The 18,031-nt window shown below is 64.9% G+C and carries 18 protein-coding genes; 13 read left to right on the forward strand and 5 right to left on the reverse strand.

Annotated elements, in window-relative coordinates:
* Positions 1 to 11 precede the first annotated feature (11 nt).
* The 5 genes from ELS24_RS29315 to ELS24_RS29335 all read left to right on the forward strand — a co-directional run bounded on the left by ELS24_RS29315 (position 12) and on the right by ELS24_RS29335 (position 5,883).
* On the forward strand, positions 12 to 941 hold the full coding sequence (locus ELS24_RS29315) for a branched-chain amino acid ABC transporter permease (protein WP_050446193.1): 930 nt from the start codon (positions 12 to 14) through the stop codon (positions 939 to 941).
* A 26-nt stretch (positions 942 to 967) separates the two neighbouring features.
* Positions 968 to 2,032 carry a branched-chain amino acid ABC transporter permease gene (locus tag ELS24_RS29320; protein WP_050446192.1) on the forward strand — a complete coding sequence of 355 codons (1,065 nt, stop codon included), beginning with the start codon at positions 968 to 970 and terminating at the stop codon, positions 2,030 to 2,032.
* A 244-nt stretch (positions 2,033 to 2,276) separates the two neighbouring features.
* Positions 2,277 to 3,617, forward strand: coding sequence for an ABC transporter substrate-binding protein (locus ELS24_RS29325; RefSeq protein ID WP_083447312.1), 1,341 nt, complete (start codon positions 2,277 to 2,279; stop codon positions 3,615 to 3,617).
* A gap of 60 nt (positions 3,618 to 3,677) precedes the next feature.
* Positions 3,678 to 4,532, forward strand: coding sequence for an ABC transporter ATP-binding protein (locus ELS24_RS29330; protein ID WP_127186076.1), 855 nt, complete (start codon positions 3,678 to 3,680; stop codon positions 4,530 to 4,532).
* 82 nt (positions 4,533 to 4,614) lie between these two features.
* Positions 4,615 to 5,883, forward strand: a complete 1,269-nt coding sequence (locus tag ELS24_RS29335) for a phenylacetate--CoA ligase family protein (protein ID WP_050446190.1) — start codon at positions 4,615 to 4,617, stop codon at positions 5,881 to 5,883.
* A 110-nt stretch (positions 5,884 to 5,993) separates the two neighbouring features.
* Here ELS24_RS29335 and ELS24_RS29340 read toward each other — a convergent pair whose 3' ends face one another.
* From ELS24_RS29340 to ELS24_RS29350, 3 genes are read right to left on the reverse strand one after another with little or no spacing between them, the layout of a single operon-like run.
* Positions 5,994 to 6,413, reverse strand: a complete 420-nt coding sequence (locus ELS24_RS29340; RefSeq protein WP_050446189.1) for a YeeE/YedE family protein — start codon at positions 6,411 to 6,413, stop codon at positions 5,994 to 5,996.
* Between the two features lies 1 nt (position 6,414).
* Positions 6,415 to 6,846: a YeeE/YedE family protein gene (locus tag ELS24_RS29345; RefSeq protein WP_050446188.1), complete on the reverse strand. Its 432-nt coding sequence runs from the start codon at positions 6,844 to 6,846 to the stop codon at positions 6,415 to 6,417.
* Positions 6,843 to 7,178 carry an ArsR/SmtB family transcription factor gene (locus ELS24_RS29350; RefSeq protein ID WP_050446255.1) on the reverse strand — a complete coding sequence of 112 codons (336 nt, stop codon included), beginning with the start codon at positions 7,176 to 7,178 and terminating at the stop codon, positions 6,843 to 6,845. Before ELS24_RS29350 ends, ELS24_RS29345 begins: the two co-directional genes overlap by 4 nt.
* Before the next feature lie 95 nt (positions 7,179 to 7,273).
* Between ELS24_RS29350 and ELS24_RS29355 the strand changes: the two genes are divergently transcribed.
* The 4 genes from ELS24_RS29355 (at position 7,274) to ELS24_RS29370 (ending at position 10,633) form a co-directional block, all read left to right on the forward strand.
* Positions 7,274 to 8,128 carry an MBL fold metallo-hydrolase gene (locus ELS24_RS29355; RefSeq protein WP_127186077.1) on the forward strand — a complete coding sequence of 285 codons (855 nt, stop codon included), beginning with the start codon at positions 7,274 to 7,276 and terminating at the stop codon, positions 8,126 to 8,128.
* Between the two features lie 87 nt (positions 8,129 to 8,215).
* Positions 8,216 to 9,682 carry a polyphosphate:AMP phosphotransferase gene (pap, locus tag ELS24_RS29360; protein WP_127186078.1) on the forward strand — a complete coding sequence of 489 codons (1,467 nt, stop codon included), beginning with the start codon at positions 8,216 to 8,218 and terminating at the stop codon, positions 9,680 to 9,682.
* 40 nt (positions 9,683 to 9,722) lie between these two features.
* The gene (locus ELS24_RS29365; RefSeq protein WP_050446185.1) at positions 9,723 to 10,172 is read left to right on the forward strand and encodes a GNAT family N-acetyltransferase; all 450 of its coding nucleotides are present in this window, start codon (positions 9,723 to 9,725) and stop codon (positions 10,170 to 10,172) included.
* Entirely contained in the window at positions 10,169 to 10,633 is a 465-nt protein-coding gene (locus tag ELS24_RS29370; RefSeq protein ID WP_050446184.1) for an HIT family protein, read from the forward strand. Before ELS24_RS29365 ends, ELS24_RS29370 begins: the two co-directional genes overlap by 4 nt.
* 45 nt (positions 10,634 to 10,678) lie before the next feature.
* On the opposite strand, the gene ELS24_RS29375 is transcribed toward ELS24_RS29370, so the two are convergent.
* Together ELS24_RS29375 and ELS24_RS29380 are read right to left on the reverse strand one after the other, a co-directional pair.
* Positions 10,679 to 11,833 carry a glycosyltransferase gene (locus tag ELS24_RS29375; protein WP_127186079.1) on the reverse strand — a complete coding sequence of 385 codons (1,155 nt, stop codon included), beginning with the start codon at positions 11,831 to 11,833 and terminating at the stop codon, positions 10,679 to 10,681.
* Complete coding sequence (locus ELS24_RS29380) at positions 11,830 to 12,189, reverse strand: hydrogenase (RefSeq protein ID WP_127186080.1); 360 nt, start codon at positions 12,187 to 12,189, stop codon at positions 11,830 to 11,832. The genes ELS24_RS29375 and ELS24_RS29380 overlap by 4 nt, the downstream gene beginning before the upstream one ends.
* A gap of 387 nt (positions 12,190 to 12,576) precedes the next feature.
* Between ELS24_RS29380 and nhaA the strand changes: the two genes are divergently transcribed.
* From nhaA to ELS24_RS29400, 4 genes are all read left to right on the forward strand, one after another.
* On the forward strand, positions 12,577 to 13,806 hold the full coding sequence (gene nhaA / locus ELS24_RS29385) for a Na+/H+ antiporter NhaA (RefSeq protein ID WP_127186081.1): 1,230 nt from the start codon (positions 12,577 to 12,579) through the stop codon (positions 13,804 to 13,806).
* Between the two features lie 39 nt (positions 13,807 to 13,845).
* Positions 13,846 to 14,607: a uracil-DNA glycosylase gene (locus ELS24_RS29390; RefSeq protein WP_127186082.1), complete on the forward strand. Its 762-nt coding sequence runs from the start codon at positions 13,846 to 13,848 to the stop codon at positions 14,605 to 14,607.
* 278 nt (positions 14,608 to 14,885) lie between these two features.
* On the forward strand, positions 14,886 to 16,676 hold the full coding sequence (locus tag ELS24_RS29395) for a DEAD/DEAH box helicase (RefSeq protein WP_127186083.1): 1,791 nt from the start codon (positions 14,886 to 14,888) through the stop codon (positions 16,674 to 16,676).
* Positions 16,677 to 16,827: 151 nt separating this feature from the next.
* Entirely contained in the window at positions 16,828 to 18,015 is a 1,188-nt protein-coding gene (locus tag ELS24_RS29400; protein ID WP_127186495.1) for a class I SAM-dependent methyltransferase, read from the forward strand.
* The last annotated feature ends 16 nt before the right edge of the window (positions 18,016 to 18,031 follow it).

Below are 18,031 nucleotides of genomic sequence, written 5' to 3' on the forward strand. Positions count from 1 at the left end.
GGCGGACAGACATGGGATTTTTTCTAGAGACCTTATTCGGCGGCTTGATGAGCGGCATGATGTATGCGCTGATCGGCCTGGGCTTCGTACTGATCTTCAAGGCGTCGGGCGTCTTCAACTTCGCGCAGGGCGCGATGGTGCTGGTGGCGGCCTTGTCCATGGCGCGCTTTTCGGAATGGATACCGCGCTGGCTCGGCTTTGACAACATGATCCTGGCCAACGTGCTGGCTTTCATCGTCAGCGCCATGGTGATGTTTCTGCTGGCGGTGGCCATTGAACGCTACGTGCTGCGCCACCTGGTCAACCAGGAAGCGACCACGCTGTTGATGGCCACCCTGGGCATCAGCTACTTCCTGGACGGCCTGGGCCAGATCACGTTTGGCAGCTCGGTGTATTCCATCAACGTGGGCATGCCCAAGGACCCGCTGTTGATCCTGGACACGGTCTTTGAAGGTGGGTTGTTGATCAACCTGGAAGATCTGACCGCAGCCGTCATCGCGGCCTTGCTGGTCGCGACGCTGGCGCTGTTCTTCCAATACACGTCCACCGGCCGCGCGCTGCGCGCGGTGGCCGACGACCACCAGGCCGCGCAATCCATCGGCATTCCGCTGAACCGCATCTGGGTCATCGTGTGGTGCGTGGCGGGCTTGGTGGCGCTGGTGGCCGGCATTATCTGGGGGTCGAAGTTTGGCGTGCAGTTCACGCTGTCCACCGCGGCGCTGCGCGCGTTGCCGGTGGTGATCCTGGGCGGCCTGACCTCGGTGCCGGGCGCCATTCTGGGCGGCCTGATCATCGGCGTGGGGGAAAAGCTGTCCGAGGTCTATCTGGGGTCGCTCGTGGGCGGCGGTATCGAAATCTGGTTCGCCTATGTGCTGGCGCTGGTGTTCCTGCTGTTCCGTCCGCAAGGGCTGTTCGGCGAGAAGATCATCGACCGCGTGTAAACCACCAGGCCCTCTAGGATAAAAACATGTTCTATCGCGAAAACGGCCAGTTCAAAACCAGCTACCGGGCGGATCAGCAGATTTTCCCGATCCGCCAGGACCGCATCTTCATCTGGCTGCTGCTGGCAGTGGCGTTCATCGTCGTGCCGGCGCTGTCCTCCGACTACCTGCTGCGCGCCATCCTGATTCCGTTCCTGATCCTGTCGCTTGCAGCGGTGGGCTTGAACATCCTGGTGGGCTATTGCGGCCAGATCTCGCTGGGCACGGGCGCCTTCATGGCGGTGGGCGCGTATGCGGCCTGGAACTTCGGGGTGCGCTTTCCGGGCATGCCGCTGCTGTTCCAGATTCTGCTGGGCGGGTGCTTCGCCACCATCGTGGGCGTGATCTTCGGCATTCCCAGCCTGCGCATCCGCGGCCTGTATCTGGCGGTGGCCACGCTGGCGGCGCAGTTCTTCGTGGACTGGGCCTTCCTGCGCATTCCCTTTTTCACCAATTATTCGTCCTCGGGCAGCGTCTCGGTGCCGCCTCTCACCGCCTTTGGCCTGCCGGTGCAATCCGCCATGGAAAAGTACTTGTTCGTGCTGATCCTGGTGGTGGTCTTCAGCCTGCTGGCCAAGAACCTGGTGCGCGGCGCGATCGGCCGCCAATGGATGGCCATCCGCGACATGGACGTGGCGGCCTCGGTGATCGGCATCCGCCCCATGTACGCCAAGCTGACGGCGTTTGCGGTCAGTTCGTTCATCGTGGGCGTGGCGGGCGCGCTGTGGGGCTACATCCACCTGGGCTCATGGGAACCGCTGGCGTTCGACCTGACCCGGTCGTTCCAGCTGCTGTTCATGGTCATCATCGGCGGGCTGGGTTCGATCATCGGCAGCTTCTTCGGCGCGGCCTTCATCGTGCTGGTGCCGGTGGCGCTGTCGAACATTCCGCACGCATTGGGCATTCCGCTATCGGTGGACACCGCCGCGCACATTGAGCACATGGTGTTCGGCGCGCTGATCGTGTTCTTCCTGATTGCGGAACCGCATGGGCTGGCTCGCTTGTGGAGCATTGGCAAGGAAAAGCTGCGCATCTGGCCGTTCCCGCACTGAAGGAGGCTCACCCCCGAAGCGCCGTTGGCGCTTCCCCCTCAAGGGGGCCCCGCTGGGGACCGGCAAAGCCGGATCCGCCGCGGGCCCCCTCAGAGGCACTGAAGCAACACGCGATAAGAGCTTATTGATCAACGGCTGTCAGGGCGGCATAAGCGCCACGGCAACCATCCTGAATACCCGGCTCAAGACCGGGCCAATCCCGGTGTCCCAGGGTTTACTGACCCAAGCACCACGCAGGAGGTAAATGGAGATGAAGCGTCTTAACCTGAAGTTGGCGGCGGCATTGGTTGCCGCAGCCGGCGCCGTCGGCGCCGTGGCCACGCCGGCAATGGCGGCCGAAGAGCAGTTCGTTCCGTTGCTGGTGTATCGCACCGGGTCGTTCGCACCGCTGGGCATTCCGTGGGCCGATGGCAAGCTGGACTACCTGAAGCTCGTCAACGAGCGCGATGGCGGCGTCAACGGCGTCAAGATCACGTACGAAGAATGTGAAACGTCCTACGCCACCGACCGCGGCGTGGAATGCTATGAACGCCTGAAGGGCAAGGGCACCGGGGCTTCCGGCTTCGACACCCAGTCCACCGGCATCACCTTCGCGGTCAGCGACAAGGCCATCCAGGACAAGGTGCCCGTCGAAACGATGGGCTACGGCCTGTCGCAATCGGTGGACGGCAGCGTGTTCCAGTGGAACTTCCCGCTGCTGGGCACGTACTGGACCGCCGCTGACGTGATGATCCAGGACATCGCCAAGAAAGAAGGCGGCATGGACAAGCTCAAGGGCAAGAAGATTGCCCTGGTCTACCACGACTCGCCGTACGGCAAGGAACCGATCCCGCTGCTGCAAAAGCGCGCCGCCAAGGAAGGCTTCGAGCTGGTGCTGTATCCGGTCACCGCCCCCGGCGTCGAGCAGAAATCCACCTGGCTGCAAATCCGCCAGGCACGCCCGAACTACGTGCTGCTGTGGAGCGCCGGCATCATGACGCCGACCGCCATCCGCGAAGCACAGGCCAGCGGCTATCCGCGCGACAAGATGTACGCCATCTGGTGGGCCGGCTCCGAAGGCGACGTGAAAGACCTGGGCGACGTCGCCAAGGGCTACAACGCCATCACCGTGCACAACAGCGGCGCCGATACCGACAAGGTCTACGACGACCTGAAGAAGTACGTCTACGACAAGGGCGAAGGCGCGGACAAGACGGCCAAGAACACCCTGAACACCATCGCCCACACGCGCGGCATGATGATTTCCATGTTGCAAGTCGAGGCGATCCGCGCGGCGCAAGAGAAGTACGGCAAGGGCAAGGCCATGACGCCCGAGCAAGTGCGCTGGGGCTTCGAAAACCTGAACCTGACGCAAGAGAAGCTGGACAAGCTGGGCTTTGGCCAGATCATGCGTCCCGTCAAGACCTCGTGCAGCAACCACATGGGTGATGACTGGGCCCGCATCGTGCAGTGGGACGGCGCGAAGTTCAAGGTGGTGTCCGACTGGTATCAGTCCGACAAGTCCATCCTGGATCCGATGGTCAAGGAAGCCGCGGCCAAGTACGCCAAGGAAAAGAACATCACGCCCCGCACTTGCGAGAACTGATGTGAACCGGCGGTCGGCGCCCTGGCGGGCGTCGGCCGCCACCACGCCGCAGGAATCGTCATGACCGCTGCAACACACGCTGAAAACACCGCCGTCACTCCCAACGCCGTCCCTAACGTGCTGCTGGACGTGAACGGCATCGAGGTGATCTACAACCACGTGATCCTGGTGCTCAAGGGCGTGTCCCTGCAAGTGCCGGAGGGCAAGATCGTGGCCTTGCTGGGCGCCAACGGCGCAGGCAAGACCACGACGCTGCGCGCCGTTTCGAACCTGCTCAAGGGCGAACGCGGCGACGTCACCAAGGGCCATATCCAATACCGAGGCCAGCGCATCGAACGGCTGTCGCCCTCGGAGCTGGTCAAGCGCGGCGTTGTGCAGGTGATGGAAGGCCGGCACTGCTTTGCCCACCTGACCATTGAAGAAAACCTGCTGACCGGCGCCTACACGCGCAACTTGAACCGCGCCGACACCGCCGCGGCGCTGGAGCGTGTCTACCAATATTTCCCGCGCCTGAAGCAGCGGCGCGCGAGCCAGTCCGGCTACACCTCGGGCGGTGAACAACAGATGACCGCCATTGGCCGCGCGCTGATGGCCAACCCCAACATGATCCTGCTGGACGAACCCTCGATGGGGTTGGCGCCGCAGATCGTGGAAGAGATCTTTGAAATCGTGCGCGACCTGAACCAGCGCGAAGGCGTGAGCTTCCTGTTGGCGGAGCAGAACACCAACATTGCGCTGCGCTATGCCGACTACGGCTACATCCTGGAAAACGGGCGCGTGATGATGGACGGCGCCGCGCAGGACCTGGCCCAAAACGAGGACGTGAAGGAGTTCTACCTGGGTATATCCAGTGGAGAACGCAAGAGCTTTCGCGAAAACAAGTTCTACCGCCGCCGCAAACGCTGGCTGGCCTGACCCCTGGAGCGGCAGCGCCTGCACGCACGGCGCCGCCGCTGGCAACGACACCGCAGTACGGCACACGAGAGGGTGCGATCCCATGTCCGAGTTTTTCGATGTCCTGGAAACCCGAGCGCCCGAGCAACGCGAGCGCGAGCTGATGGCCGCCTTGCCCGCCGCGATTACCCGGGCGATAGCCCGCGCACCGGCCATTGCCGAGCAACTGCGCGGCGTCGACCCCGCCACCATCACGTCGCGCGAGGCGCTGGCCCGACTGCCGGTCTTGCGCAAGCATGAATTGCTGGAGCGCCAGCAGCACAGCCGCGATGACGACGCCACCCCCGCCGGCCCCGGCAAGGCCTTCGGCGGCTTCTCGGCCATCGGCTGGGGCGAAGCGATGCGCGTCTTTGCCTCGCCCGGCCCCATCTACGAACCGGAAAGCGCGCGCGCCGACTACTGGCGTTTTGCCCGCGCCTTGTACGCGGCGGGCTTTCGCGCCGGGGAACTGGCTTACAACTGCTTTTCGTATCACTTCACGCCGGCGGGCTCCATGATGGAAACGGCGGCGCACGCGGTGGGCTGCACCGTGTTTCCGGGTGGCACCGGGCAGACCGAACAGCAGGTGCGCGCTATCCAGGACCTGGCGCCCAGCGGCTACACGGGCACGCCCAGCTTCCTGAAGATCATCCTGGAAAAGTCGGACGAACTGGGCGTCAAGCTGAGTTCATTGCAGCGCGCATTGGTATCGGGCGAGGCCTTTCCGCCGTCGCTGCGCGACTGGCTGGCGGCGCGCGGCATCGAAGGCTATCAGGCCTATGGCAGCGCCGACCTGGGCATGATCGCGTTCGAAACCCCCGCCCGCCAAGGGTTGGTGCTGGGCGAAGACATCATCGTGGAGATCGTTCGCCCCGGCACCGGCGAACCGGTGCCCGACGGCGAGGTCGGTGAAGTCGTCGTGACCACCTTGAACCCGGACTACCCGCTGGTGCGCTTCGGCACGGGCGACCTGTCGGCGGTCATGCCCGGCATTTCGCCTTGCGGACGGACCAACACGCGCATCAAAGGGTGGATGGGCCGGGCCGACCAGACGACCAAGGTGCGCGGCATGTTCGTGCATCCGTCGCAAGTGGCGGACGTGGCGCGCCGCCATCCGGAAATTTTGCGGGCGCGGCTGGTCATCAGCGGCACCACCGGGTCGGACCGCATGGTGCTGAAAGTGGAATCTCGCGTGCGCGGCGAAGACCTGTCCAAGCGCATCGCGGACTCGGTACGCGACGTGACCAAGCTGCGCGCGGACGTCGAATGGGTAGACGTAGACGGCTTGCCCAACGACGGCAAGGTCATCGACGACGTGCGTACCTACGAATAGAAGCAGCGCAACCGCTTTACAGCCGCGTCAGCAGCAGGAACGACGCAGCCGTTTTAGCAGCAATAGCAATCACGGCGTAGCCGTTCCACAAGCCGGCGGGCCACCTTGGCCTACCGGCTTCTTAACGCTTCAAGCGCGGAATAGATCGCCATGCCGGCCAGCATGGCGGCCACGAAGATCAGCGCCTGCGGCACGCCCGCCGCCGCGGCCACCAACGCCGGCCCCGGGCAGAAACCCGCCAGGCCCCAACCTGCCCCGAACGCCAGGCTGCCCAAGGCCAGACGCAGGTCGATGCGGGTAGCGGTAGGCCAGCGCAACGGCTCACCCGTCAGGCTGGCGTGGCGGCGGCGCAGCACGGCAAAGCCCGCGGCCGTGATCAGTACCGCGCCCCCCATGACGAATGCCAAGGACGGATCCCACTGGCCCGCCAGGTCCAGAAAGCCCAGCACCTTGGCCGGGTTGGCCATGCCGGACACAATCAGGCCCACACCAAAGACCAAGCCCGATACGAAAGCAATCAGTGCGGTCATGTCATGCTCCCATCAGATGTCGAGTGACGTAGACCATGGCAAAGCCCGCCGCCATGAAGAGCGCCGTGGCGGCCAGCGAGCGCGGCGACCCGCGCGACAGCCCGCAAACGCCATGGCCGCTGGTGCAGCCCGATGCGTAGCGCGTGCCGATGCCCACCAGCAGGCCCGCCACGATCAGGCGCGGCGTGCCGGCCTCGACCACGATGGCCGGCAGCGCGGCGCCCAAGGTGTATAGCCAAGGGGCGGCGCACAGCCCCAGCAGGAACGCCAGCCGCCACGCGCCATCGCGTTGCGGCGGCAGCAGGCCGCCCAGGATGCCGCTGATACCGGCGACGCGACCCGCGCCCGCCATCAGCAACACGGCGGCGGCGCCGATCAACAGGCCGCCGACCGTGGCCGTGGCGGGAGTGAAGGCAGACCAGTCCAGGTTCATGTGAGTGACTCCATTGCGCGGCCGCAGTACAAACTGGATAGCGTTTTCATGACCTGGCTGACTTCGAAGCTGGCCATCTGGTAGTAGACATACTTGCCCTCGCGGCGCGTCGACACCAGGCCTTCGTCGCGCAGTACGCCCAATTGCTGGGACAGGGTCGGCTGGCGGATGCCGGTCAGCGATTCCAGTTCGCCCACGTTGCGTTCGTTCTGCACCAATTGGCACAGCAGCAGCAAGCGGTCTTCATTGGCCAGCGCCTTCAACAGCGTGCAGGCCTGGGCGGCGGATTCTCGCAGAGCGGCAAGCTCGCAATCATTCAGGGAAGCGTTCATGGGGGGGCTGGCGTGAAAAATAAGCGATCATTATATTTACAGATAAACTATTCCGCAATATTATTTAAATTCATATATTGATATTGCGGGCCGCCATGAATCCACACATCCAAGCATTCTTCGACTCCGTCACCGCCACCGTCACCTACGTGGTGCATGACGGCAGCGCCTGCGCCATCATCGATTCCGTGCTGGACTACGACCCCAAGTCCGGGCGCACCAGCACCGCCAGCGCCGACCGGGTAGTGGGCTACGTGCGTGAAAACGGGCTGGACACACAATGGCTGCTGGAAACCCATGCCCACGCCGACCACCTGTCCGCCGCGCCTTACCTGCAGCGAAAGTTGGGCGGCGTCATCGCCATCGGGCAGAGCATCCGCACCGTGCAGGGCGTGTTCAAGCAGATATTCAACCTGGAACCCGAGTTCCAGCTTGACGGCTCGCAGTTCGGCCGCCTGTTCGCCGACGGCGAAACCTTCAAGATCGGCAACCTGGACGCCACCGCCATCCATGTGCCAGGCCACACCCCGGCCGACATGGCCTACCTGATCGGCGACGCCGCCTTTGTAGGCGACACGATGTTCATGCCCGACGTGGGCACCGCGCGCTGCGATTTCCCCGGCGGCAACGCGCACGAACTCTATCGTTCCATCCAGCGCCTGCTGAACCTGCCCGGCAACACCCGGCTCTTCATGTGCCACGACTATCCGCCCAATGGGCGCGATGCGTGTTGGCAGACCTCGGTGGCCGAGCAACGCAGCGGCAATATCCATGTGCGCGACGGCATCAGCGAAGACGAGTTCGTTGCCATGCGCACGCAGCGCGACGCCACCTTGTCCATGCCGACACTGATACTGCCGGCGATCCAGGTGAACATCCGCGCGGGCAATTTTCCGCCGCCCGATGACAACGGCGTGCGCTATCTGAAGATTCCGGTTGACGCCTTGTAGGCCTGCGCCCCGCTTGCCATACTTGCGCGGGGCGGGCGAATCCCTCAAGATCGGCCGATCTTTCCGATAGCCGACCAGACGGATCCCATGTTCGCAGAAGCAGAAGCAGACCCCAGCCTGTCCAAGGACGAATTCAAATCCCTAGAAACGCGACTGCGCGTCGCCCTGCTCAATGCGCAATACCAGCGCTTGAAAAATGCAGACAAGACCCTGCTGGTCGTGGTGGCGGGCATCGACGGCGCCGGCAAAGGCGCCACGGTCAATCTGTTGAACGAATGGATGGACCCGCGCCACATCAAGACGCTGGCCTACGGGCCGCCCGAAGGCGAAGAGCTGGAACGCCCGCCGTTCTGGCGCTATTGGAAAGACCTGCCACCCAAGGGCAGCACGGGCATCGTGTTCGGTTCCTGGTATGCGCCGCTGGTGATCGAAGCGGCCCGCAAGAAGCCCAACCAGGAATATATCGACGCGCATGCCGCCGCCATCCGGCGCTTTGAAGCCATGCTGGCCATGGAAGGCGTGCAGATCGTCAAACTGTGGTTTCACCTGTCGGCCGATGCCCAGCACGAACGCGCGCAGCGCCTGCTGGCCAGCCCCGAAACCTCGTGGCAGGTCAGCCCGGTGGATTTGAAGGTCTACAAAAAATACGATCGCATCCGCAACGCCGGCCAGGTCGTGCTGAACCACACGGACAGCGGGCACGCGCCCTGGGTCGTCATCCCCAGCGCCGACGAGAACATGCGCGCTGCGCGCACGGCCGAAGCCGTGTTGGTGGCCATGCGCCAGCGCGGCGTGCCGCGCATTCCGCAATCGTTCCTGGCGCACTCCCGCCCGGCCCGCATCGTGGACCGCCTGAGCCAACTGGATTACGGCGCCAAGATCGACAAGGACGCCTACGAGTCCGAGCTCGGCCTGTTGCAGGGCCGATTGGCGCGCGCGGCACGGTCGCAGAAATTCCTGGACCGCTCGCTGGTGCTGGTGTTCGAAGGCCAGGACGCCGCCGGCAAGGGCGGCGCCATCCGGCGTGTGACGCACGCGCTGGATGCCCGCCAGTTCGACATCACGCCCGTCTCCGCGCCCAACAGCTACGAGCTGTCGCGCCCCTATCTGTGGCGCTTCTGGCGTCACCTGCCACGCCACGGCCGCATCGCCATCTTCGACCGGTCCTGGTATGGCCGCGTGCTGGTCGAACGTGTGGAAAAGCTGACCACGCCCGCGCAGTGGCGCCGCGCTTATGGCGAGATCAACGACTTTGAGGAACAACTGGCGGCAAGCGGCGCGATCGTGCTGAAGTTCTGGCTGGCGGTGACGGCCGACGTGCAGCTTGAACGCTTCAAGGAACGCGAAAAATCGCCCTTCAAGAATTTCAAGATCACGCCCGACGACTGGCGCAACCGTGAAAAATGGAAGGACTACGCGGCTGCCGCCAACGAGATGCTGGCGCGCACGGACATCGCCCACGCGCCCTGGCATCTGGTGTCCGCCAACGACAAGCGTTACGCTCGCGTGCAAGTGCTGCGACACATCGTCCAAGCCTTGGAAGATCAACTCTGAACCCGCATCTGAACCCGAATCCGCCAGGAGAACCCGCGCAATGAGCACCCTTGAAATCCGCCCTGTCGTGGCCGCCGACTTTGACGTCTGGCTGCCGTTGTGGAAGGGCTACCAGGAGTTCTACCGCGTCAACATCGACGACGCCGTGACCCGCACCACCTGGGCGCGCCTGCTGGACCCCGCCGAGCCCATGCATGCCGCGCTGGCCTACAGCGGCGGCCGCGCCATCGGCATGGTGCATTGGATCTTCCACCGATCCACCTGGACGGCGGGCGACTACTGCTATCTGCAAGACCTGTACGTGGACGCGGATGTGCGCGGCACCGGCGCGGGCCGCGCGCTGATCGAACATGTCTACGCTGAAGCCGCCGCCAAGAATGCCTCGCGTGTGTACTGGCTGACCCACGAAACCAACGCCAACGCGATGCAGTTGTATGACCGCATCGCCGACCGATCCGGCTTCATCCAGTACCGCAAGGCGTTGGCATGAGCGCTCGTGACCCGAACTGTCCGCTGTGCCTGGAGGATGGCGGTTCGCTGCTGTGGCGCGGGCCGCATCTGCGCGTCATCGAGGTCAACGACGCGGACTACCCCGGCTTTACCCGCGTGATCTGGAACGGCCATCTGGCTGAAATGACCAGCCTGTCCACGCATGGGCGCGATCTGCTCATGCGCGCGGTGTACGCGGTGGAAGAAGCGCAGCAGGCGGTGCTGGCGCCCGACAAGATCAACCTGGCGTCGCTGGGCAACATGGTGCCCCACCTGCACTGGCATGTAATTCCGCGCTGGCGCGGCGACCGCCACTTTCCGGACCCGATCTGGGCCGCGCCGCGTATCGCAGCCGGCGCGGAAACCGCGGAATGGACAGACCGCCAGGCGCGCACGCAGGCTTTGCTGCCGCGCTACCGCAATCGCGTGGTCGAAAGCATGAACGCGCTGCTGATGCACTGAGATCCGGGCCGCGCGCCAGCACGTCCGCGGCGCCCATGGCCCGCATCACGCCGTGCGGCCGGAGCGCCCCCGTTCAGCGAGCCACGACGTGTAAGCGTGCTCGACCTGCCCCGCGATGTGCTCGGCGGAAAACAAACCTTGGCCACGGATGCGAGCCCGGCCCGCACCGCCCATCTGGCGCCGCAAGCCCGGATCAGCCAGCAGGGAAGCCAGCGCCCCCGCCAACGCGGCGGGATCGCGCGGCGGCACCAGCAGGCCGGTCACGCCGGCTTGCATGGTTTCCGGGACGCCGCCCACGTCGGTGCCGATGACGGGTAAGCCCATCGCCGCGGCCTCAATGAATACGGTGCCCAGGGCCTCGCGGTGCGTGGCCAGCGCAAATACGTCGAACGCCATCAGTACATTGCCGATGTCGTGGCGCCGGCCAGTGAAATGCACCCGCTGCGCCAGTCCCAGCGCCGCCACCTTGGCCTGCAGTTGCTCGAACAGAGGCATGCCGTCGCCCACCAGCACCAGATGCGCCGTCGGAAAGCGGGCTGAAATCTGCTCGTATGCGTCGATCAGGTCGGCATGGCCCTTTTCGGCGCGCATGACCGCCACGCAACCCACTACCAGCGCGTCCGGCGGCAAGCCCAGCTCCTGCCTCAGGCATGCGTCTTCGCGCACCTGCGGCAACACCACTGGCGAATGGATCGTAGCGACGGATTCAGGCCGGGCCCCGCCATCCAGCAATTGCTTGCGCACGTACCGGCTGACGGCAATGACCCGGTGCGCCAACCAGGTATAGGCATAAAGCGAATTGATGGGCTTGGCCAGATGCCGCGTCCGCACGATCAGGGGCGTACCCGCCAGCCGCGCGCCCAGCGCCGCCAGCACGGTGTCGCGGCGGCTGTGCGTGTTGAGGACATCAAAGCGTTCGCGCCGCAACAAGCGACGCACGAATGCCACGCCACGCAGGAAATTGCCGGGGCCATCCATCACGATGCGGTGCACCGTGAACCCGGCTTGGCTCAGCCGGTCGCCCAGTTCCGCGCCGGGTTGGCAAACCAGCTCCAGATGATGGCCACGATCGCGCATCGCGACCATCTCCTTATAGATGCAGAACTCCTGCCCCCCGAACGAGGTGGCAGCCTCCGTATGCAGGATGCGCAAACGGGCGCCGGTGTTGCCGGCCGACGAATCAAAGACAGGTGGCGTCATCGCGAGTTGGAATTGTTCCCCGCACGGTCGCGGGCCAAAAGATAGGCTTCCAGATAGGCCACGTCTTCCTGCTCTAGCGGGGGCACGCCATGGGCGCGGCATTCTTCGGCGCATTCGGACGCCGCCAGCCGCCGGCCGGCCCAGATCTGGATCCGACCCGCATGCGACAACTCGAAGCGCGCGCCCTCGCGCCGCCACGTCAACAGGCGCATGCTAGGCGTCAGGCGCAGCACCTCGTACGTGCCATGCGAGGCCGACACGGCCGGAACCGTCAGGTCGCTACCGATGTCGACCAGACGGCGGGCGCTGGACGCTGCGGGTTGGTACATCAATACGAATAGAGGAAGGAGGGGCATGAGAGGCTAGCCGAAGATGCCAGCCGACCGATGCTAGCCCTGAGAAAAACGTTTTGTTCAAGAAAATTCTTATTTTAGAAATTGATTGTAATGACTGTTACAAATCAATGTATCGCAACCAAGGCATGTGCTCGACGCCCCGGGGAAGTTCGTCCCTGTCGCACCTGCAGCGTGACCCAGTGCGCGGGGCGTTGCACGCCGCGATTCAGGAAGTCGCGCCGCGTTTACCCATGAATTTCTGAGAAAGCATGAGAATTCCCCGACGTTGGCATACAGTTACGCCGCTTTGATCCCACCGGACCTACCCGGTATTCGCGGAACTCGGCGCTCGTTCAGGTAAAATTCAGCACAATTTCCGATGTTAACAAATCACACAAAGGACACCCATTGACCCAGCAGGCCACGCCCCACCGCCCCGTTTCCTTCCTCCAGGCGTTCCTGCGTTCCGAAGCCTTGGGCGGCTACGTGCTCATGGCCGCCGCGCTGGTCGCCCTGATCATCGCCAACAGCCCGGCCGCCCCCGTTTACTTCGATGTGCTGGGAACCAAGCTGGGTTTCGAAGCCGGCCCCGTCGTGCTCAAGGAAACGGTGTTGCATTGGATCAACGACGGCCTGATGGCCGTGTTCTTCCTGCTGGTGGGCCTGGAAATCAAGCGTGAGGTAATGGACGGGCAACTGCGTGGCGTCGGCCGCATCGTGCTGCCGGGCGTGGCCGCCGTGGGCGGCATGGCGGTGCCCGCGCTGATCTATGTGCTGATCAATCTGAGCAGCCCCGAGACCCTGCGCGGCTGGGCCATTCCAGCCGCGACCGACATCGCGTTCGCGCTGGGCATCCTGGCGCTGCTGGGCAGCCGCGTGCCGACATCGCTGAAAATCTTCCTGACCGCGCTGGCCATCCTGGATGACCTGGGCGCCATCGTCATCATCGCCTTGTTCTATACGTCGGAATTGCAGGTGTTCGCGCTGGGCATGGCGGGCGCGCTGCTGGCCTGCCTGTTCTGCCTGAACCGCGCCGGCGTGCTGCGCCTGACGCCTTACCTGCTGATCGGCGCCGTGCTCTGGTATTTCGTGCTGAAGTCCGGCGTGCATGCCACCCTGGCCGGCGTGGCGCTGGCGCTGACCATCCCGCTGCGGCCGCGCAACCAGGGCAAGCCCGAAGCCCATTCCCCCCTGCATGACCTGGAGCACGCCCTGCACAAGCCCGTGGCGTTGCTGATCGTGCCGATCTTCGGGTTCGCCAACGCGGGCGTGTCATTCGCGGGCATGGGCCTGTCCAGCTTGGCGCAACCGGTGCCCATGGGCGTGGCGCTGGGCCTGTTCCTGGGCAAGCAGGTGGGCGTGTTCGGCTTCGCCTGGCTGGCCATCAAGAGCGGCATCGCCAGCCTGCCGCGCCATGCGACGATGACGCAGGTGTACGGCGTGTCTATGCTTTGCGGCATCGGTTTCACCATGAGCCTCTTCATCGGCGCCCTGGCTTTCACCGATGCAGCCACCGTCGACGCCACCAAGATCGGCGTGCTGACCGGCTCCTTGCTTTCCGCCGTACTGGGCTTCCTGCTGCTGCGCGTGAACAGTGCGCCGGCAGCGGAAGTTGCCGCGACCGAGGCCGCGCGGTAAGCCCCGAGGCTGGCGCCGCGCTATGCCAAAATCGCGCCCATGCCGATTGATAACCGCCTGACTCCCAACGCCCTTGCCGCCCAGACGGCCGAACTTCCCGCCGCCTGGGCCACGGCGTTCGCGCCACGCCCCGTGGCCGATGCACTGGCCTCGGCCACCGCCCACGTGGAAAAGCGCCTTGCCGACGGCGCGGTCGTGTACCCCGCCACGCCGTTTCGCGCCCTGCACGGCCTGGCGCCATCGGATGTGCGCGTGGTGATCCTGGGACAAGACCCCTACCATGGCCCCGGCCAAGCCCAAGGCTTGGCGTTCTCGGTGCCCGATGACTGCAAACGCCCGCCCAGCCTGCGCAATATCTTCAACGAAATCGCGCAGGAATATCCCGGTACCGCCCTTCCCGCCGGCAACGATCTCAGCCCCTGGGCCGAACAAGGCGTGCTGCTCTTGAACACCTGCCTGACGGTGGAAGACGGCCAGCCCGCCTCGCACGCCAAGCGCGGCTGGGAAACGGTGACTGATGCGCTGATCTCATTGGTTGCGCGTGACCCCGCCCCCAAGGTCTTCATGCTGTGGGGCGCCCATGCCCAAGCCAAGCGTTTGTTGCTGCCCGACAACAACGGCCACCTGGTGTTGATGGCCAATCACCCCTCGCCGCTGTCCGCCCGCAGGCCCCCCGTGCCTTTCCTGGGCTGTGGGCACTTCCAGATGACCAACGCGTGGCTGGCGAACCAAGGGAAAAACCCTATTGATTGGGGGCTGGACAAAAAAGTAATTCCCTTGCAAGGCGAATTCGGGTTATGATCGCCGCACTGCACAAAACGAGTTCGGCATTTACCGCTTTGATTTAGCGGCATTTTTTGCAGTTCGCCGGGCAACCTAGCCCGGGCCCCATGCCGAACTATCATCGATTCCTGACCTCCTTTCCTTTCGCCCTGCGTTCCAATCTGTACAAGAGAACGCGCCACGCGCACGGTTGATTCGGTCGGCACGATGCTCCATCAACCGTCGCCTGGATCCGGCCGCCTAATCCCCTGGCCCGACCAAGCACTGCGTCGCATTGTCTGCGGCAAGGGAAAGTAATGTCTTTCGAAACTCTGGGTCTTGCACCCGCTCTGTTGTCGGCCGTTCAAGAAGCTGGCTTCAATACCCCCACCTCGGTCCAAGCTGCCGCCATTCCGCAAGCGCTGGCCGGCCACGACCTGATGGTGTCCTCGCAAACGGGTAGCGGCAAGACCGCCGCCTTCATGCTGCCGGCCCTGCACCGTATTGCCCAGATGCCCGCCAACAAGGGCGTCGGCGTGCAAGTGCTGGTGCTGACCCCGACCCGCGAACTGGCCCTGCAAGTCACCGAAGCCACGGCCACCTATGGCCGCAAGCTGGCTGACCTGCGCACCGCCACCGTTGTGGGCGGCATGCCCTACGGCGCCCAATTGAAGGCCCTGTCGCGTCGCGTTGACGTGCTGGTCGCCACCCCCGGCCGCCTGATCGACCACCTGCAATCGGGTCGCGTCAAGCTGAACACCGTGCACACGCTGGTGCTGGACGAAGCCGACCGCATGCTGGACATGGGCTTCATTGAAGACATCGAAACCATCGTCAGCCGCCTGCCGGAAGACCGCCAGACGCTGCTGTTCTCGGCCACGTTGGACGGCACGATCGCCAAGCTGGCCGCGAAGATGATGCGCGACCCGCAGCGTATCGAGATGGCCGGCGCCAAGGAAAAGCACACCAACATCACGCAAAGCCTGCTGTACGCGGACGACGCCGGCCACAAGATGCAGTTGCTGGATCACGTGCTGCGCGACGCCAAGCTGGACCAAGCCATCGTCTTCACGTCCACCAAGCGTGGCGCTGACGACCTGGCCGACCGCCTGGCCGACCAAGGCTTTGCCGCTGCCGCCCTGCACGGCGACATGAACCAGCGCCAGCGCACCCGTACGCTGTCGCAACTGCAACGCGGCCAGCTGCGTATTCTGGTTGCCACCGACGTTGCCGCCCGCGGCATCGACGTGCAAGGCATCAGCCACGCCGTCAACTTCGACCTGCCGATGCAAGCCGAAGACTACGTGCACCGTATCGGCCGTACCGGCCGCGCCGGTCGCAGCGGCCTGGCGTTCACGCTGGCCACGCACTCCGAGCGCCACAAGGTTCGCCGTATCGAGCACTACATCGGCCAAACGATTACGCCGGAAACCATCGCCGGTCTGGAACCCAAGCGCACGCCGCGTCCGTCGGCCGGCGGCAGCGGCGCCCCGCGTGGCGGCAAGCCGTTCGGCAAGCGTCCTGGTGGTTTCGGTGGTTCGCGCCATGAAGGCGGCTACCAAGGCAACCGCGAAGGCCGTTCGTTTGGCGGCCCGCGTGAAGGCGCCGCTCCCCGTGGCGAATTCAAGCCGCGTGAAGGTGGTTACCAAGGCAACCGCGACAGCGCCCCGCGCGAAGGCGGCTATCAAGGCAATCGCCCCTTCGGCGACCGTCCGGCCCGTTCGTTCAGCGATCGTCCCAGCTTCGGTGATCGTCCCCAACGCGAAGGCGGCTACCAGGGCAATCGCCCGTTCGGCGACCGTCCCCCGCGTGAAGGCGGCTTCCGTGGTGGTGACCGTGATGCCCGCCCGAGCTTCGGCGACCGCCCCAGCTTCGGCGACCGCCCCCAGCGCGATGCCCGCCCGTTCAACGAACGCGCTCCCCGTGAAGGTGGTTTCCGTGGCGCTGACCGTGACGCCCGCCCCAGCTTCGGTGATCGTCCCGCTCGTGAAGGCGGCTTCCGTGGCGGCGACCGTCCGGAAGGCGGCTTCCGCGCCAAGCCCTCGTTTGACAAGCGCCCCGGCGGCCCCGCCAAGCGTTTCGCCAAGCCGGCTGATCGCCGCGGCTAATTCGCCCGCTTGATCGCTTGATCCCCATGCAAACCCCGCGCCTGTCGCGGGGTTTGTTTTTGGGGCAGCCCCCAACTGAAGCGCGCAACAACGCCCAGCGTCGCCGTCCTTTTTTTGGGAAAATGCGCCCATGACCACGCCTTCCTCGACCATGCAACGCCCCGCGCCCGCCAACCTTCCCCCGCTATCGCCCGCCGCCCAGGCGCACAGCGACGCCACCGCCGCGCATTTGCGCAAGACGATCACCGCCAACGGCGGCTGGTTGCCATTCGATCATTGGATGGCGGAGGCGCTGTACGCCCCCGGGCTGGGTTACTACGCAGCCGGCAACGTCAAGCTGGCCGATGCGGATGACGGCGCCAAGACGCCTGCCGGCGACTTCGTCACCGCGCCGCAGCTGACTCCGCTGTTCTCCCGCACCCTCGCCCGCCAGGCGGCGCAGGTGCTGCGCCAGACCCAAACCCAGGCGGTGCTGGAATTTGGCGCGGGCACGGGCGCGCTGGCTGAAGGCGTGCTGCGCGAGCTGGACGCGTTGGGGCTGAACCACACGCAATACCTGATTCTGGAAGTCTCGGCCGACCTGCGCGCGCGTCAGGCCGAAAGGCTGGCGCCGTTCGGCAGCCGCGTGCAATGGCTGGATGCACTGCCTAACGCCTTTGCGGGCTGCGTGCTGGCCAACGAGGTGCTGGATGCCATGCCCGTTTCCCTGTTTTGCTGGAGCGAGGATGGCGCCGTGCTGGAGCGCGGCGTGGCGCTGGATGCACAGCAGGGCTTTGTCTGGAGCGACCGGCCCGCGCCGACCGCGCTGGCGCAGGCCGTGGCCGCGCGCATGCCGGCGCTGCCCGGCTACGTGTCCGAGATCAATCTGCAGGGCGAAGCCTGGATCGCCGCCATGGGCAGTTGGCTGGAACGGGGCGCGGCACTGCTGGTGGATTATGGTTTTCCGCGCAGCGAGTTCTACCATCCGCAACGCGCGGGCGGCACGCTGATGTGCCATTTGCGCCATCACGCGCATGGGGATCCCTTCACCGCGCCGGGGTTGCAGGACATCACCGCGCACGTGGATTTCACGGCCATGGCCGATGCGGCGCTCGAGGCCAATTTGCAGGTGTTGGGTTACACATCCCAGGCGCGCTTTCTGATGAACGCCGGGTTGATGGATCTGCTGGAGCAACTGGACCCATCGGATCCGCTGCAATACGCACAAGCGGTGGCGCCGGTGCAAAAGCTGCTGTCCGAAGCCGAAATGGGCGAACTCTTCAAGGTGCTGGCCGTGGGCCGGGGCATGACGGAACCGCTGGCCGGGTTCTCGCGCGGCGACCGCCTGGGCAAGCTGTAGCCGCCATAGCCGCCGG

It is taken from the genome of Achromobacter spanius (assembly GCF_003994415.1).
Lineage (GTDB): Bacteria > Pseudomonadota > Gammaproteobacteria > Burkholderiales > Burkholderiaceae_B > Achromobacter > Achromobacter spanius_C.

Bases quoted from the DNA above. Each gene is read 5' to 3' on its own strand.
- ELS24_RS29380 (WP_127186080.1), bottom strand. From the start codon at position 12,189: ATGCCCCTCCTTCCTCTATTCGTATTGATGTACCAACCCGCAGCGTCC.
- ELS24_RS29325 (WP_083447312.1), top strand. From the start codon at position 2,277: ATGGAGATGAAGCGTCTTAACCTGAAGTTGGCGGCGGCATTGGTTGCC.
- ELS24_RS29330 (WP_127186076.1), top strand. From the start codon at position 3,678: ATGACCGCTGCAACACACGCTGAAAACACCGCCGTCACTCCCAACGCC.
- ELS24_RS29345 (WP_050446188.1), bottom strand. From the start codon at position 6,846: ATGAACCTGGACTGGTCTGCCTTCACTCCCGCCACGGCCACGGTCGGC.
- ELS24_RS29400 (WP_127186495.1), top strand. From the start codon at position 16,828: ATGCAACGCCCCGCGCCCGCCAACCTTCCCCCGCTATCGCCCGCCGCC.
- ELS24_RS29340 (WP_050446189.1), bottom strand. From the start codon at position 6,413: ATGACCGCACTGATTGCTTTCGTATCGGGCTTGGTCTTTGGTGTGGGC.
- ELS24_RS29370 (WP_050446184.1), top strand. From the start codon at position 10,169: ATGAGCGCTCGTGACCCGAACTGTCCGCTGTGCCTGGAGGATGGCGGT.
- pap (WP_127186078.1), top strand. From the start codon at position 8,216: ATGTTCGCAGAAGCAGAAGCAGACCCCAGCCTGTCCAAGGACGAATTC.
- ELS24_RS29375 (WP_127186079.1), bottom strand. From the start codon at position 11,833: ATGACGCCACCTGTCTTTGATTCGTCGGCCGGCAACACCGGCGCCCGT.
- ELS24_RS29355 (WP_127186077.1), top strand. From the start codon at position 7,274: ATGAATCCACACATCCAAGCATTCTTCGACTCCGTCACCGCCACCGTC.
- ELS24_RS29320 (WP_050446192.1), top strand. From the start codon at position 968: ATGTTCTATCGCGAAAACGGCCAGTTCAAAACCAGCTACCGGGCGGAT.
- ELS24_RS29390 (WP_127186082.1), top strand. From the start codon at position 13,846: ATGCCGATTGATAACCGCCTGACTCCCAACGCCCTTGCCGCCCAGACG.
- ELS24_RS29365 (WP_050446185.1), top strand. From the start codon at position 9,723: ATGAGCACCCTTGAAATCCGCCCTGTCGTGGCCGCCGACTTTGACGTC.
- ELS24_RS29315 (WP_050446193.1), top strand. From the start codon at position 12: ATGGGATTTTTTCTAGAGACCTTATTCGGCGGCTTGATGAGCGGCATG.
- ELS24_RS29350 (WP_050446255.1), bottom strand. From the start codon at position 7,178: ATGAACGCTTCCCTGAATGATTGCGAGCTTGCCGCTCTGCGAGAATCC.
- ELS24_RS29335 (WP_050446190.1), top strand. From the start codon at position 4,615: ATGTCCGAGTTTTTCGATGTCCTGGAAACCCGAGCGCCCGAGCAACGC.
- ELS24_RS29395 (WP_127186083.1), top strand. From the start codon at position 14,886: ATGTCTTTCGAAACTCTGGGTCTTGCACCCGCTCTGTTGTCGGCCGTT.